We start from the raw sequence: 15,341 nt of genomic DNA, 5'->3' as shown, positions 1-15,341 counted from the left end.
ACATGGAACTCAACGACGTCTGGTTCGTGCTGATCGCCTTCCTCTGGGTCGGCTACTTCTTCCTCGAGGGCTTCGACTTCGGGGTCGGCGTCCTGACCAAGCTGCTGGCCCGCGACCGCACGGAGCGGCGAGTCCTGATCAACACGATCGGGCCGGTCTGGGACGGCAACGAGGTCTGGCTGGTGACGGCGGCCGGCGCCACCTTCGCCGCCTTCCCCGAGTGGTACGCCACGCTGTTCTCCGGCTTCTACCTCCCGCTGCTGGTCATCCTGCTCTGCCTGATCGGGCGTGGTGTCGCCTTCGAGTACCGGCACAAGCGGCCCGAGGACCGCTGGCAGTCCAACTGGGAGCACGTCATCTTCTGGACCTCGCTGGTGCCGTCACTGCTGTGGGGTGTCATCTTCGGCAACATGGTGCGGGGCGTGAAGATCGACGCGGAGATGGAGTACGTCGGCTCGCTCGGGGATCTGCTGAACCCGTACTCGCTGCTGGGCGGGCTGGCGACGCTGACACTGTTCACCTTCCACGGTGCGGTGTTCACCGCGCTCAAGACGGTCGGTGACATCCGGGTACGGGCGCGGAAGCAGGCCCTGACGCTGGGACTGGTCGCCGCCGTGCTCGTCACCGGCTTCCTGGTGTGGACCCAGGCGGACAACGGTGACGGCACGAGCCTGGTGGCGCTGATCGTGGCCGTGGCCGCCCTCACCGGCGCGATCGTCGCCAACCAGATGGGGCGCGAGGGCTGGTCGTTCGGGCTGTCCGGCGTGGCCATCGCGGCAGCCGTCGCGATGCTCTTCCTGACGCTGTTCCCCAACGTCATGCCGTCCTCGCTGAACGAGGAGTGGAACCTGACGGTCGCGAACGCCTCGTCCACCCCGTACACGCTGAAGATCATGACTTGGTGTGCCGGTATCGCGGCTCCGCTGGTGATGCTCTACCAGGGCTGGACGTACTGGGTCTTCCGCAAGCGGATCGGTACGAAGCACATCGCCGATGCGCACTAGTGAGGTGTGTTTCACGTGAAACCGATCGACCCGCGTCTGCTCCGTCACGCCCGGTCCACCCGCCTCTTCCTGGTGGCGGTGGTCGTCCTGGGCCTCGCTGGAGCAGGGCTGGTCGTCGCCCAGGCGATGCTCATCGCCGAGGTGGTGGTGGGGGCGTTCCAACGCGGCCTTGACGTGGCCGCGCTGCGGTCGCCCCTGCTGGCGCTTGCGGCGGTCGCCCTGGGGCGAGGGCTGGTGGCCTGGCTGACCGAACTGGCCGCGCACCGCGCGAGCGCGGCGGTCAAGTCGGAGCTGAGGGGCCGGCTGCTGGAACGGGCCGCCGCGTTGGGACCGGGCTGGCTCGACGGGCAGCGCACGGGATCACTCGTGACGCTGGCCACCCGCGGCGTGGACGCGCTCGACGACTACTTCTCGCGCTATCTGCCCCAGCTGGGCCTCGCGGTGGTGGTGCCGGTGGCCGTGCTGGCCCGGATCGTCACCGAGGACTGGATCTCGGCCGCGATCATCGCCGGCACCCTGCCGCTGATCCCGCTGTTCATGGTGCTCATCGGCTGGGCCACGCAGTCCCGGATGGACCGTCAGTGGCGGCTGCTGTCCCGGCTGTCCGGGCACTTCCTCGATGTGGTCGCCGGACTGCCGACGCTCAAGGTGTTCGGCCGGGCCAAGGCCCAGGCCGAGTCGATCCGGGCCATCACCTCGGAGTACCGGCAGGCCACACTGCGGACGCTGCGTATCGCGTTCCTGTCGTCGTTCGCGCTGGAGTTGCTGTCGACGCTGTCGGTCGCCCTGGTGGCGGTCGGCATCGGCATGCGCCTGGTCCACGGAGACTTCGATCTGTACTCGGGCCTGGTGATCCTCGTCCTGGCGCCCGAGGCATACCTGCCGCTGCGGCAGGTCGGGGCGCAGTACCACGCCGCCGCGGAGGGGCTCTCCGCGGCGGAGGAGATCTTCGCGGTACTGGAGACCCCGCTGCCGTCGGGCGGTGCGGGTGCGGTACCGCGCGGCGGAGCGATCCGCTTCGACAAGGTGACGGTCCGCCATCCGGGGCGTACCGAAGCCGCTTTGGACCGGGTGTCCCTGGAGGCCGCGCCCGGCGAGACGGTGGCGATCACCGGGCCCAGCGGAGCCGGCAAGTCGACGCTGCTCAATGTGCTCCTGGGGTTCGTCGAACCTCAGGAGGGCCGGGTGCTGATCGGCCGGTCGGAGCTGTCGGCTCTGTCCCTCGACCAGTGGCGCGAGCGAATCGCCTGGGTGCCGCAGCGGCCGTACCTCTTCGCCGGCACGATCGCGGAGAACGTCCGGCTCGCGCGGCCCGAGGCCGATGACCGGGCGGTGCTCGCGGCGCTGCGGGACGCCGGGGCGCACGACTTCGTGACCGCGTTGCCGGACGGGGTGCACACGGTTCTGGGGGAGGACGGGGCGGGGCTGTCCGCCGGGCAGCGGCAGCGGCTCGCCCTTGCACGGGCGTTCCTCGCCGACCGGCCGGTGCTGCTGCTCGACGAGCCGACGGCTGCGCTGGACGGCGAGACGGAGGCGGCTGTCGTCGACGCGGTCCGGCGGCTGGCTGTGGGGCGGACGGTGCTGATGGTGGTCCACCGGCCGGCGCTGCTCGCCGTCGCCGACCGGGTGGTGGACCTGGCCGGGACCGCCGAGAGCTCCTCCGGGGCGGTCCCGGCGCCACGCCCCTCGGGCGAGGGTGCGACCTCGGAGGCGGGGCGACCTCCGGCGGTCGACGGCTCACCCGTTCCGGGAACGGCTGCCCACAACCCTGCGGAGGCGGGCGGCAGCGCGCTTGCGAGGGTGCGGGCCGAGGGCCGTCAGTTCCGGGGGCGGTTGGCGCTGGCGCTGCTGCTCGGCAGCCTCGCGCTCGGGTCCGCCGTGGGGCTCATGGGGACCTCCGGATGGCTGATCTCGCGGGCCTCGGAGCAGCCGCCGGTGCTGTATCTGATGGTGGCCGTGACCGCGACCCGGGCGTTCGGGATCGGGCGGTCCGTGTTCCGTTACGCGGAGCGGCTGGTGTCGCACGACGCCGTACTCAGGACGCTGGCCGAGCTGAGGGCCACCGTGTACCGGCGGCTGGAACGGATCGCCCCCGCCGGGCTGCGGAAGGCGCGGCGTGGTGATCTGCTGTCCCGGCTGGTCGCCGATGTGGACGCTCTGCAGGACTACTGGCTGCGGTGGCTGCTGCCCGTGGGGGTCGCGGCGATCGTCGGCACCGGCGCCGTGGTGTTCACCGGATGGCTGCTGCCCGAGGCCGGGGCGGCGCTGGCGGCCGGGCTGCTGGTGGCCGGTGCGGTGGTGCCGCTGGTGAGCGGTGCGTGCGCGCGGAAGGCCGACCGGCAACTGGCCCCCGCCCGCGGGGCGCTGGCCGTCCGGGTCGTCGATCTGCTCACCGGGACGGGAGAGCTGACCGTCGCGGGTGCGCTGAAGGGGCGTACGGACCAGGCGCGGAAGGCCGACCGGGAGCTCACCCGGATCGCCTCGCGGGCCGCGGCGGCGACCGGACTCGGGGCCGGGCTGTCGGCCCTCGCCTGCGGCCTGACCGTCGTGGCCACGGCGCTCGCCGGGGTGCAGGCGATGCGCGACGGGCGGCTCGACGGGGTGGCGCTCGCGGTGGTCGTGCTGATCCCTCTCGCCGCGTTCGAGGCGGTGGCCGGGCTGCCGCTCGCCGTGCAGTACCGGCACCGGGTACGGCGCAGCGCCGAGCGGGTGCACGAGGTGCTGGACGCACCGGCGCCCGTACAGGAGCCGAAGGTGCCGGCCACGTCGCCCGCATCCGCGTTCCCGCTGGAAGTACGGGGCCTGACCGCCCGGTACACCGGGCAGGACCGGGACGCGCTCACCGGTCTGGATCTGACGCTCACGCCGGGGCGGCGGATCGCCGTCGTCGGGCCCTCCGGCTCCGGCAAGACCACGCTCGCGCAGGTGCTGCTGCGTTTCCTGGACGCGCACGACGGGACGTACACCATCGGCGGCACCGACGCCTACGCCCTGCACGGCGACACGGTGCGGCGGTTCGTCGGGTTGTGCGCGCAGGACGCGCACATCTTCGACAGCTCCGTCCGGGAGAACCTGCGCCTGGCCCGTACGAGTGCGACGGACGCGGAGCTGTGTGACGCCCTGGCGCGGGCGCGGCTGCTGGAGTGGGTCGAGTCGCTGCCGGACGGCCTGGACACCCTGGTCGGCGAGCACGGTGCCCGGCTCTCCGGCGGCCAGCGCCAGCGGCTCGCGGTGGCGCGTGCCCTGCTCGCCGACTTCCCGGTGCTCGTTCTGGACGAGCCCGCCGAGCATCTCGATGTGGCGACCGCTGACGCCCTCACCGCCGATCTGCTGGCCGCGACCGAGGGGCGTACGACCGTGCTGATCACGCACCGCATGGCAGGGCTCGACACCGTCGACGAGGTGATCGTGCTGGCGGAGGGGCGGGTCGTGCAGCGGGGGACGTACGACGAGCTGGCGGCGGCCGAGGGCCCGCTGCGCCGGACGCTGGAGCGTGAGCGGAAGGCCGACTATCTGAAGAAGTCGACTTTCCTCTCGAAATAGGACTTATTAGTCTCGGGGGCATGCCGGCGACGGATCCCCTCCCCAATCGGCTCACCGCGCGCGTGCCCCAGCTGCTGGAAGCCATGCGTTCCGTAGGCACGGGGCTCGAGCTGCACTCCACGCTCGACCGGATCTGCGAGACCGCGGCCGAGCTGGCCGAGGCTCGGTACGCCGCCATCGGCGTCCTCGACGAGGAGGGCCGGGGGCTCGCCGACTTCGTCACGTACGGGATCACGCCGGAGCGGGCCGCGGCCGTCGGACGCCGGCCGGGCGGAGTCGTCGGGCTGCTGCGGACGCTGAGTCGACCGCCGGCGCGGGCCGTGCTCGACGTCCCCGTCCGCATACAGGAAGAGATCTTCGGGAACCTCTGTCTGGCCGGGAAGCACGGCGGAGGCGAGTTCACCGGGGACGATCTCCAGACGGCGCGGGTGCTTGCGGCCGAGGCGGGGATCGCCATCGGCAATGCCCGGCTCCACGAGGCGGCGCGGCAGCGCGAGCGGTGGATCGACGGCTCGGTCGCCGTCACCACGGCGCTGCTGTCCGGCGGCGACACCGATGACGCCCTGGAGTGCGTCGCCGAGCAGGCCCGCCGGCTCGCCGCCGCCGCCGTGGGCGTCGTGCTACTGCCGGCCGACGGGGGCGGACTCGAGGTTGCGGCCATTGCGGCCGACGAACCGCGCGCCTCGCTGGGGGCGGTCATCCCGCCGGACAGCCCGGTCGTCGAGCAGCTCCTCGAGGGCAAGGCGGTTTTCGTGGAGGAGGCCGGGACCGACCCGCGCATGATCACCGGCCTGGCGGCGGAGTACGGCCCGATGATGATGCTGCCGTTGCAGAGCGGCGGCCGGGTGCTGGGCGCGCTGGTCACGCCGCGGTGGCGCGGCGAACCCTCCTTCACCGGGGCCGAGCGGACCCTGGCCACACAGTTCGCCTGTCAGGCCGCGCTCGCCCTGATGATGGCGGATGCCCAACGGGACCGTGAGCGGCTCGCGGTGTACGAGGACCGCGACCGGATCGCCCGCGATCTGCACGACCTCGTCATCCAGCGGCTGTTCGCCACCGGGATGCTGCTGGAGAACGCACAGCGCACGTCCGCCGTGCCCGAGGTCAGGGCGGGCGTGGGCAAGGCGGTCGACGAACTGGATGTGACGATCCAGGAGATCCGTACGGCCGTCTTCGCGCTCCAGCAGGGGCCTGCCGAGGCGCCGTCCGGGCTGCGCACCCGGGTGCTGCGGGAGATCAACATGGCGGCCGTTCCGCTGGGCTTCAAGCCCTCGCACCGTTTCCTGGGCCCGGTCGACGCGATGGTCGGGGAGTTCACCGGCAAGAACCTGATCGCGGCGCTGCGCGAGGCCCTCTCCAACGCCTTCCGGCACGCCGGGGCGTCCCGTATCGAAGTCGCCGTCGACGCCACGGTGAAACTGCCGGACGGCAGGGACGGCGTGCGGCTCACGGTCGGGGACGACGGGGTGGGCATTCCCGAGGGAGGGCGGCGCAGCGGGCTGCGGAATCTGCGGCGGCGCGCCGAGTCACTGGGCGGGTCGAGCCACTACGGACCGGGGATCGGGGAACGCGGGTCCGGCACGACGGTGGTCTGGGAGGCACCGCTCCAGGCCGGCCCGCGGCCCTAGCCAGTGCCCCTCCCGGCAACGTTTGCCCCGTCGCGGCGTCCGACATGCACGCCCGCTGCGTCGGCCGAAAACCCGAGTAGCGCCGCTACGAGGGCCTTCGGCCGCCTTGCGATCGCGCGCACCGGACGCCGCTCCTTGACGGGCAAACGTTGCCGGTCACAGCACTGGAGTCACTGGAGTCAGAGGTCCCGCAGGATCCGCTCGATGACGACCGCCACGCCGTCCTCGTTGTTCGCGACCGTACGCCCGGAGGCCGCCGCCAGCACGGACGGGTGTGCGTTGCCCATCGCGTACGAGTTCCCGGCCCAGCTGAGCATCTCCACATCGTTCGGCATGTCGCCGAAGGCGACCACCTCGGCCGGTGAGATCCCGCGCTCCGCGCAGCACAGTGCCAGTGTGCTGGCCTTGGAGACGCCGTGGCCGCTGATCTCCAGCAGGGCGGTCGGGCTGGACCGGGTGAAGGCGGCCCGGTGGCCGGCGGCCGCACGGGCCAGCGCCAGGAAGTCGTCGGGGGCCAGCTCGTCGTGGTGGGCGAGCAGCTTGAGCACGGGCTGGTCAGCGCTGCCGTTGTCGGCGGCGAGCAGCTTCTCGGCGGCCGCGATGCTCGCGGCCGGATCCATGTGCAGCGGCGGGTATGCCAGTTCGTGGTGTATACCGCCGGTCCGCTCGACGGCGAAGGAGGTGCCAGGCGCGGCTGAGCGCAGCACGGAGATGACATCCAGGGCCACCTCCCGCTCCAGCGGGCGGACCTTGACGAAGCGGTGTGCGCCGGGGCCGCCGTGCAGATCGACCACCGCCGCGCCGTTGCCGCAGATGGCGAGGCCGTGACCGTGCACATGGTCACTCACGACACCCATCCAGCGGGCCGGCCTGCCGGTGACGAAGAAGACCTCGATTCCGGCCTCCTCGGCGGCCGCGAGTGCCGCGATCGTGCGGTCCGAGACGGACTTGTCGTCACGCAGCAGCGTTCCGTCGAGGTCGGTGGCGATCAGCCTGGGCACGGCGGGGGCCGGGCGGGCCGGGGCGGAGTCGGTAGCTGAGGTCACAGGGGCATTCTCCTGTATGAGGGCGTACGGGAGTGCGAAGCAGCGGACAGCGTAGGGTCGAGCGCATGCGTCTGAGTACCGTGATCCTTCCCGTCCGTCGCTGGAACAAAGGCGGTTGTGACGAATGGCTGCGAGCCGAGCGGCTCGGCTTTCACACCGCGTACACCTACGACCATCTGTCCTGGAAGACGTTCCGCGACGGTCCCTGGTTCGGGGCGGTCCCGACGCTGACCGCCGCCGCGGCCGCCACCGAGCGGATTCGGCTCGGCACCCTCGTCACCTCGCCGAACTTCCGCCACCCCGTGACCCTCGCCAAGGAACTGATCACGCTGGACGACGTCTCGGGCGGCCGGATCACGCTCGGCATCGGGGCGGGCGGCAACGGCTTCGACGCGACGACGCTGCTGAAGGCCGGCGAGGAGGCATGGACACCGCGTGAGCGGGCCGACCGCTTCGCCGAGTTCGTGCCGCTGCTCGACCGTCTGCTCACCGAGGATGCCGTCACCCACGACGGCACCTTCTACGCGGCGAACGGGGCCCGCACCATCCCCGGCTGTGTGCAGCGGCCGCGGTTGCCCTTCGCGATCGCCGCGACCGGACCGCGCGGAATGAAGCTCGCCGCCCACCACGGTCAGGCCTGGGTGACCACCGGCGATCCGAAGCTGTGGGAGACGGGTACGCCGGACCAGTCGCTGGAGGCTCTCCGCGGCCAGATGGAGAAGCTCGGCGACGCGTGCGAGGCGGTCGGGCGGGACGTGGACGAGCTCGACAAGATCCTGCTCACCGGCTTCACCCCGGACCGTCCGCTGGCGTCCTTCGACGCCTTTGTGGACTTCGCGGGCAAGCACTTCGCACTGGGCTTCACCGAGATCGTCATCCACACGCCGATTCCGGATTCGCTCTTCGCCGCGGACAACGAGGTCTTCGAGCGGATTGCCTCGGAGGGGCTGGCGCAGTTGTCCGGCCAGCCGGATACGCACTAATGCCGGGAGGGGCACTGGCTCCGGGGACACCCCCAGGTCCTGTCCGGCCGGTCATGCCGGGCTTGCGGCGCTCCCCCAGGTACCTCCAGAGGTGCCCCCACCGCATGCGTGGATACCAGCCGCTGCGCGGCGGGCCTTTCCTCCGCCTTGCGATGCACGGCACCACGAGACACCAGCCGCTGCGCGGCGGATGTTCGCTGATCCGGCCTGACCGGCCGGACAGGACCTAGGGTGGACGCCATGGAGCCGGTGGTGACGGCCCTGCGGGCCGAATCGCAGCGCTTGTACGACAAGGTCAGCATCCTGCCGGAAGCGGAATGGGACCGGCCGAGTCCGTGCAGGCCCTGGACCGTACGGGAGTTGATGGCCCATATGACGGCAGGCGTCGGCCGCGTCGCCGCGATGCTCGCCGAGCCGGAGGGGGCCGCGGACCGGCTGGTGAGCGCCGCCGGTTACTACGCTCCGGACGCCCGGTTCTCGGTGCGGGCCAACGCGCTGCGTACCGAGTCGGCACAGGAGGGGGCCGCTTCGCACCCGGACGGGTGGGCGCTGGCCGAGCACTTCGACTCCGTATGGCGGGCCGTCGTCGCGGGATGCGACGGGCTGCCCCCGGGACGGCTGGTACGCACCCGGCACGGCGATCCGATGGCACTGGGCGACTTCCTGGTCACACGGGTGGTCGAGGTGTGCGTGCACGGCTTCGACCTGGCGGAGGGGCTCGGTGACGAGCCGTGGCCTACGGACGAGGCGGCGGACGTGGTGGCCCGGCTGCTGCTGGACGGGCGGCCGTATGCGGTGGGCGCGTCGGTGCCGGGGATGGACTGGGACCGTACGACGTTCCTGCGCAAGGCCACCGGGCGGCTGCCGATGAGCGCGGCCGAGCGCGCGGCTGTGCAGCGGCACGGGGTGGTCCGGCTGACGCTGGGGTGAGGCCGGCGGAGGCGCTTCCGTCAGCCGGGGAAGCGCAGATACCGCGGCGGGACGTGGTCGGTGAGCCAGACGCCGTTGGCGCTGACCCGGAGGACATGGCCCGCGCGGTGCATCGCACCGGCGTCCACGGCGAGTACGACGGGACGGCCGCGGCGCGCGCCGACGCGGGTGGCCGTCTCGCGATCGGGCGACAGATGGACATGGTGGCGGTTCATGGGGCGCAGACCCTCCGCGCGGATCGCGTCCAGAGTGCGGGCCACGGTGCCGTGGTAGAGGTACGCCGGCGGCTCGGCGGGCGGCAGTCCGAGATCGACAGGGACGGTGTGGCCCTGGCTGGCGCGGATACGGCTGCCGTCGACCGCGAACCGTCGCTTGTCGTTGGCGGCGATGACATGGTCGAGCTCGGCGCGGGTGAACGGGAAGCCGTGCGCGGCGGCCGCGTCGATCAGGGCGTCCATCTCCACCCAGCCGTGTGCGTCGAGGGTGATGCCGATGCGCTCGGGCTGGTGCCGGAGATGCTTCGAGAGATACTTCGACACCTTCACGGTGCGTCTTTCATCCATTCCTCCAGCGTGCCCGGACGGGCTTTGTGGAACTATCCCCTTTTCTTGATTTCATCATGCGGAATATATTTTCCGTCGATGATTGGGGTGTGGAGAGGAAGCCGCCATGCGAACGAGCGACAACCCGACTCTGGTCCGGCGTGCCGTCGCCGAACTGGCCGGAACGGGGGCGCTGGTCACTGCTGTCGGGGCCGGCATCCAGGTCACCGGGCTCAGTCGCGACGTCGGGGTGCACCTCGGATTCATCGCCGCACAGCTGGCCGGCGGGGTCGCCGGCGCGGTGCTGATCGCCGTGCTCCACGGAGCCGAGCCAGCGGACAGTAGCAATCAGTAAGTTGACTTTTCCACAAGCAACACATCTTTTCCACAGATGGTTTGAAGGAAAATGCCCAAATTTAATCCACTGGTTGTGGGTAACTCTCCTGCATCACAAGGTCGTCGATGGTCCTGGCCTGCAACTCTCGTTCAGCGGCTGCACTGATGAATTCCGCGATGTGGTCAGGTCCGACCAAGTCCTGTACGGCGGAGACGGTTTCGGCCGGAAGAGCGACCGGTATCGGTCCTCGCTGTGCGTGCGGCACGGTCCCTGCCGCCAGATGACTCCGAAGATGCCGGGTGGCGAACAGTCGTATGGCGCGGGCGAGTTCTGCATCGAGGTCTGCTGTGCCAGCGGGCGCAGCCGTCGAACAAACGCTACCGCTTCGGTCGCATCCGCGTCCGTGGGAGGCCGATGGCCGAGGTGGCGCGCGAAGACATGCTCGGTGGTGAACTCCAGGAAGCGTGCGGCGATGTGCTCGACCTGTCCCCGAAGTTGCCGCAGATGACCGGCAATAGCGGACAGTGGAACGCCTGCCGCGTGCAACTCGGCTGCCACGGCCAATTCCTGAGGGCTGGGCACCAGGAACTCGTCGTCGCTCCCCGGTGCATGCTCCAGCACACCCAGCTCCACCGCGTCCTCGACCGCCGCGTCGTCCGGCGTCCCGCCGAACGCCTCGTCCAGCTCGGCCCGGGTGATCCTGCCCGCTTTCTCGTCGGTCCAGGGGCCGTCCACCTCCGCGACCAGGCCGAGCACTCCGCCGAGTCCGCGCCCCGCGTCCCATGCCTCCAGCAGTTCCTTGATGCTCGCGAGCGAGTAGCCGCGGTCGAGCAGATCGGCGATCTGCCGCAGCCGGGCAAGGTGGGTCTCCCCGTACACATTGGACCGGCCGCGCCGCTCCGGCCTGGGCAGCAGCCCGCGGTCCTGGTAGGCGCGGATCGTACGGACCGTGGCGCCGCTCGCCTGCGCCAGATTTTCGATCCGGTACTCGACGACTCGGCGGGAGTGTCCTCTTTCGTAGGGGTTCCCTACGGGCGCGTACGCCTGGAGTCGGACATCGATCCAGCCTCCAGGGCTGACGCCCGATGTGGTCCGCGCCACTACCTTCGAAGCGTGACTGTGATCGTGACCGAAAGCCTGAGCAAGCGGTATCCGCGGGTGACCGCGCTCGACCGGCTGTCCCTGGACATCGGCCCCGGTGTGACGGGCCTGGTGGGTGCCAACGGAGCCGGCAAGTCCACCTTGATCAAGATCCTGCTGGGTCTCTCCCCCGCCACCGAAGGCCAGGCAGCAGTGCTCGGTCTCGATGTCGCCACCAGCGGCGGCGCCATCCGTGAACGGGTCGGCTACATGCCCGAACACGACTGCCTGCCCCCCGATGTCTCGGCCACCGAGTTCGTCGTGCACATGGCGCGCATGTCGGGCCTGCCGCCCACCGCGGCCCGCGAACGCACCGCCGACACACTGCGCCACGTCGGCCTGTACGAGGAGCGGTACCGCCCCATCGGCGGCTACTCCACCGGCATGAAACAGCGCGTCAAGCTCGCCCAGGCCCTCGTTCACGATCCGCAGCTGGTCCTCCTCGACGAGCCGACCAACGGCCTCGACCCGGTCGGCCGCGACGACATGCTCGGCCTGATCCGCCGCGTGCACACGGACTTCGGCATCTCTGTCCTGGTCACCTCCCATCTGCTCGGAGAACTGGAACGCACCTGCGACCACGTGGTCGTCATCGACGGCGGCCGGCTGCTGCGGTCCAGCTCCACCAGCGACTTCACCCGGAGCACCACCACCCTGGCGGTCGAGGTGACCGACTCCGACACCCACCCGGACGGCACTGCCGCCCTGCGCAAGGCACTTTCCGTCGCGGGCGTCACCCTCCACGCGAGGGAGGAGCAGGGCCTGCCGGGCGCCGGCCACATCCTGCTCGTCGAAGCGGACGGCGAGGACACCTACGACATCGTGCGCGACACCGTCGCCGGGCTCGGCCTCGGTCTCGTACGGATGGAACAGCGCCGCCACCACATCGCGGAGGTCTTCCGTGACCACTGACACCACTCAGATCCACAACATCGGCTACCGCAACTACGAGGGCAGGCGGCTGGGCAGGGCGTACGCACGGCGTTCGCTCTACTCGCAGTCGCTGCGCGGCGCCTACGGTCTCGGCCGTTCCGCCAAGTCCAAGGTGCTGCCGATGATGCTCCTCGGGGTGATGGTCCTGACCGCCGTGGTGATCGTCGCGATCCCGATGGCGGCCGGAAACGCCATGACCGACCTGCCCGTCGAGTACACCTCGCTGGCGATGTACATGCAGCTGGTCATCGCGCTCTTCCTCGCCGCGCAGGCCCCCCAGTCCGTCTCCCGCGACCTGCGGTTCAAGACCGTTCCGCTGTACTTCTCCAGGCCGATCGAGCGGGTCGACTACGTCCTGTCCAAGTACGCGGCGATGGCCTCGGCGCTCTTCATCCTCACCGCGCTGCCCCTGCTGATCCTGTACGTGGGCGCGCTGCTCGCCAAGTTCGACTTCACCGACCAGACCAAGGGCTTCGTACAGGGACTGGTCTCCGTGGCACTGCTCTCCGTCCTCTTCGCCGGAATCGGCTTGGTGATGGCCGCCCTGACGCCGCGCCGCGGCTTCGGAGTCGCCGCCGTCATCGCCGTACTGACCATCTCGTACGGTGCCGTCTCGATCGTGCAGGCCATCGCCCACGGGACGGAGAACCCCGACGCGATCCAGTGGCTGGGCCTCTTCTCGCCCCTCTCGCTCATCAGCGGAGTGCAGAGCGCCTTCCTCGGCGCCGCCACGACCTTCCCCGGAGGGGAAGGACCCTCCGCGGGCATGGGCGCGGTCTATGTGCTCGTCGTCCTCGGGCTGATCTGCGGCTCGTACGCCGTCCTGATGCGCCGCTACCGAAAGGCCGGGCTGTGACCACCATCAGCATCGACCACGTCTCGCGCTGGTTCGGGAACGTCGTGGCCGTCAACGACGTCACCATGGCGATCGGGCCCGGTGTCACCGGACTCCTCGGCCCCAACGGAGCGGGAAAGTCAACCCTCATCAACATGATGGGCGGCTTCCTGCCCCCCTCCACCGGCAGCGTCACCCTCGACGGACAGGCGATCTGGCGCAATGAGTCCGTGTACCGGCACATCGGCATCGTGCCCGAGCGGGAGGCGATGTACGACTTCCTCACCGGCCGCGAATTCGTCGTCGCCAACGCCGAGTTGCACGGACTCGGGGACGCGGAGGCCCAGAAGGCGCTCGCCACCGTCGAGATGGAGTACGCGCAGGACCGCAAGATCTCGACCTACAGCAAGGGCATGCGCCAGCGGGTGAAGATGGCCTCCGCTCTGGTCCACGACCCGTCCGTACTGCTCCTCGACGAGCCGTTCAACGGCATGGACCCGCGCCAGCGCATGCAGCTCATGGATCTGCTGCGACGGATGGGGGACGAGGGGCGCACGGTGCTGTTCTCCTCCCACATCCTGGAGGAGGTCGAGCAGCTCGCCTCGCACATCGAGGTGATCGTGGCCGGCCGCCATGCCGCGTCCGGCGACTTCCGCAGGATCCGCCGGCTGATGACGGACCGGCCGCACCGCTATCTCGTACGGTCCAGCGACGACCGCGCGCTCGCCGCCGCGCTCATCGCCGACCCGTCGACGGCGGGCATCGAAGTCGACCACGCCGAAGGGGCGCTGCGCATCCAGGCCGTCGACTTCGGCCGGTTCACCGAGCTGCTGCCGCGGGTCGCGCGGGCGCACGACATCAGGCTGCTGACCGTCTCGCCCTCCGACGAGTCGCTGGAATCCGTCTTCTCCTACCTCGTCACGGCCTGAAAAGGAGCTTGAAGCGATGTACGACCCCACAGTCGCCCGGCTCACCTACCGGGCCCTGCTCGGCCGCCGCCGGGCGGCCATCCTCTTCGGGCTCCCCGCCCTTCTGCTGGCCATCGCGATCGCGGTACGGCTCCTCACCGGCGCCGACGACCAGGTCGCCGCCACGGTGCTGGGCGGTTTCTCACTCGCCACGATGGTGCCGTTGATCGGTGTCATCGCGGGCACCGGCGCGATCGGACCCGAGATCGACGACGGCTCGATCGTCTATCTGCTCGCCAAGCCGCTGAAGCGGTCGACGATCATCCTCACCAAACTGATCGTCGCGATCGCCGTGACCATGGCCTTCTCCGCGGTCCCCACCTTCGTCGCGGGCATGATCCTCAACGCCAACGGCCAGCAGATCGCGGTCGCCTACACGGTCGCCGCTCTGGTCGCCTCCATCGTGTACAGCGCGCTGTTCCTGCTGCTGGGAACGATCAGCCGGCATGCGGTGGTGTTCGGGCTCGTGTACGCGCTGGTCTGGGAGAGCCTTTTCGGCAGCCTGGTGCCGGGGGCGCGCACGCTCAGCGTGCAGCAGTGGGCGCTTGCGCTGGCGGAACGCATCGGCGCGGAGGGCGCGATCGCGGCGGACGTCGGGCTGCCGACGGCGGTGGCGCTGCTGGCCGGAGTCACCGTGGCTGCCACCTGGTACGCGGGTCAGAAGCTGCGGACGCTCACGCTCGCCGGCGAGGAGTGAGCCGTCAGGTGGTGTCCGCCGGGCGGTCCGGCTCGGACAGTACGCGTGCGAGCACGGACGCGTGGCTGTGCTCGGGGTCCTTCACCGCGGTGAGCAGGGTGACGGGCCCCGAGCGGACGAGCGTACGCAGCCGGTCCAGGGCGGCGGCCGCGCCCGGGCCGTCGAGCTCGGCCTCGTAGCGGCGGCGGAACTCCTCAGGGCCGCCGGACGGACTGTGGAACCACTGGCGCAGCTCGTTGGACGGGGTCACGTCCTTGGGCCACTCGTCGACGGCGGCCGCGTCCTTGCTGAGACCGCGCGGCCAGAGCCGGTCGACCAGGATGCGCGTGCCGTCGTCCGGGTACGGTGGCTCGTACACCCGCCGGATGCGGATCCGGGGCTTGGGCTTTGTCATGACCCCAGGATGTCCCGAAAATCAGTGGCCCGCCCGTCGGTTCCCGGGCACAGTGGTTCGGGTAAGCAATCCCACCGACCGGGAGAGGAGCGCGGCGATGACCGAGAGCACAAGTCCGTCGGGCTCCCGGCGGGGCGGACCGGGGCAGGCACCGGAGTAGCCGACCACTCCGACGAGCCGCCCGTCAGGACCCGCCCGGGGCGGCCGCTTCGAGCGCGCATTTCTGCGCGGGCCGCCCCTCCCAGGAGGATTGGCCGAGTGGTAAGGCACGGGCTCGCTTCCGACCAGAACTGTGTTTGATCGGAAGAGAGCCCAGGTCGGGGTCACCCCCGCGCGCGTTCGATCCGCGCATCCTCCGCCC

The 15,341-nt window shown here is 70.6% G+C and carries 13 protein-coding genes, 1 tRNA gene and 1 pseudogene; 11 read left to right on the top strand and 4 right to left on the bottom strand.

The annotated features are described in order from the left end of the window. Positions 1–2 precede the first annotated feature (2 nt). Genes cydB through ABD858_RS16140 form a run of 3 tightly spaced genes read left to right on the top strand, consistent with a single transcriptional unit; the run spans position 3 to position 6,175 of the window. The gene (gene cydB, locus ABD858_RS16150; RefSeq protein WP_345037988.1) at positions 3–1,004 is read left to right on the top strand and encodes a cytochrome d ubiquinol oxidase subunit II; all 1,002 of its coding nucleotides are present in this window, start codon (positions 3–5) and stop codon (positions 1,002–1,004) included. 15 nt (positions 1,005–1,019) lie between these two features. Next, entirely contained in the window at positions 1,020–4,547 is a 3,528-nt protein-coding gene (gene cydD, locus ABD858_RS16145) for a thiol reductant ABC exporter subunit CydD (RefSeq protein ID WP_345037986.1), read from the top strand. Between the two features lie 20 nt (positions 4,548–4,567). Continuing rightward, complete coding sequence (locus ABD858_RS16140; protein WP_345037984.1) at positions 4,568–6,175, top strand: GAF domain-containing sensor histidine kinase; 1,608 nt, start codon at positions 4,568–4,570, stop codon at positions 6,173–6,175. Positions 6,176–6,354: 179 nt separating this feature from the next. Here the strand turns inward: ABD858_RS16140 and ABD858_RS16135 are convergent, their stop codons facing one another. Beyond that, a complete protein-coding gene (locus ABD858_RS16135; RefSeq protein ID WP_425586328.1) occupies positions 6,355–7,239 on the bottom strand; it encodes a Cof-type HAD-IIB family hydrolase in 885 nt (294 codons plus the stop codon). Positions 7,240–7,286: 47 nt separating this feature from the next. On the opposite strand from ABD858_RS16135, the gene ABD858_RS16130 reads away from it, so the two are divergent. Together ABD858_RS16130 and ABD858_RS16125 are read left to right on the top strand one after the other, a co-directional pair. Further along, entirely contained in the window at positions 7,287–8,204 is a 918-nt protein-coding gene (locus ABD858_RS16130) for an LLM class flavin-dependent oxidoreductase (protein ID WP_345037980.1), read from the top strand. A gap of 240 nt (positions 8,205–8,444) precedes the next feature. Then, a complete protein-coding gene (locus tag ABD858_RS16125; RefSeq protein ID WP_345044590.1) occupies positions 8,445–9,134 on the top strand; it encodes a maleylpyruvate isomerase N-terminal domain-containing protein in 690 nt (229 codons plus the stop codon). 20 nt (positions 9,135–9,154) lie between these two features. Here the strand turns inward: ABD858_RS16125 and ABD858_RS16120 are convergent, their stop codons facing one another. Next, entirely contained in the window at positions 9,155–9,697 is a 543-nt protein-coding gene (locus ABD858_RS16120; RefSeq protein WP_345037978.1) for an RNA 2'-phosphotransferase, read from the bottom strand. A gap of 106 nt (positions 9,698–9,803) precedes the next feature. Here ABD858_RS16120 and ABD858_RS16115 point away from each other — a divergent pair, with 106 nt between their 5' ends. Beyond that, on the top strand, positions 9,804–10,031 hold the full coding sequence (locus ABD858_RS16115; protein WP_345037975.1) for a hypothetical protein: 228 nt from the start codon (positions 9,804–9,806) through the stop codon (positions 10,029–10,031). Positions 10,032–10,092: 61 nt separating this feature from the next. On the opposite strand, the pseudogene ABD858_RS16110 reads toward ABD858_RS16115, so the two are convergent. Further along, positions 10,093–10,994 (bottom strand): annotated as a pseudogene (locus ABD858_RS16110) (MerR family transcriptional regulator). Between the two features lie 138 nt (positions 10,995–11,132). Here ABD858_RS16110 and ABD858_RS16105 point away from each other — a divergent pair. Genes ABD858_RS16105 through ABD858_RS16090 form a run of 4 tightly spaced genes read left to right on the top strand, consistent with a single transcriptional unit; the run spans position 11,133 to position 14,586 of the window. After that, complete coding sequence (locus tag ABD858_RS16105) at positions 11,133–12,065, top strand: ABC transporter ATP-binding protein (RefSeq protein WP_345044587.1); 933 nt, start codon at positions 11,133–11,135, stop codon at positions 12,063–12,065. Further along, positions 12,055–12,942, top strand: a complete 888-nt coding sequence (locus ABD858_RS16100) for an ABC transporter permease (RefSeq protein ID WP_345037973.1) — start codon at positions 12,055–12,057, stop codon at positions 12,940–12,942. Before ABD858_RS16105 ends, ABD858_RS16100 begins: the two co-directional genes overlap by 11 nt. Beyond that, a complete protein-coding gene (locus ABD858_RS16095) occupies positions 12,939–13,850 on the top strand; it encodes an ABC transporter ATP-binding protein (RefSeq protein ID WP_345037971.1) in 912 nt (303 codons plus the stop codon). Before ABD858_RS16100 ends, ABD858_RS16095 begins: the two co-directional genes overlap by 4 nt. Positions 13,851–13,866: 16 nt before the next feature. Beyond that, positions 13,867–14,586, top strand: a complete 720-nt coding sequence (locus tag ABD858_RS16090; RefSeq protein ID WP_345037969.1) for an ABC transporter permease — start codon at positions 13,867–13,869, stop codon at positions 14,584–14,586. Between the two features lie 4 nt (positions 14,587–14,590). On the opposite strand, the gene ABD858_RS16085 is transcribed toward ABD858_RS16090, so the two are convergent. Continuing rightward, positions 14,591–14,980: a DUF488 domain-containing protein gene (locus ABD858_RS16085; protein WP_345037967.1), complete on the bottom strand. Its 390-nt coding sequence runs from the start codon at positions 14,978–14,980 to the stop codon at positions 14,591–14,593. 244 nt (positions 14,981–15,224) lie between these two features. On the opposite strand from ABD858_RS16085, the gene ABD858_RS16080 reads away from it, so the two are divergent. Then, positions 15,225–15,338: transfer RNA gene (locus tag ABD858_RS16080), tRNA-OTHER, on the top strand. The last annotated feature ends 3 nt before the right edge of the window (positions 15,339–15,341 follow it).

The organism is Streptomyces sannanensis (assembly GCF_039536205.1).
In the GTDB taxonomy this organism is placed as follows: Bacteria; Actinomycetota; Actinomycetes; order Streptomycetales; family Streptomycetaceae; genus Streptomyces; species Streptomyces sannanensis.
The sequence above is the reverse complement of the archived record's forward strand: the minus strand, read 5'-3'. Positions and strand labels throughout refer to the sequence as shown.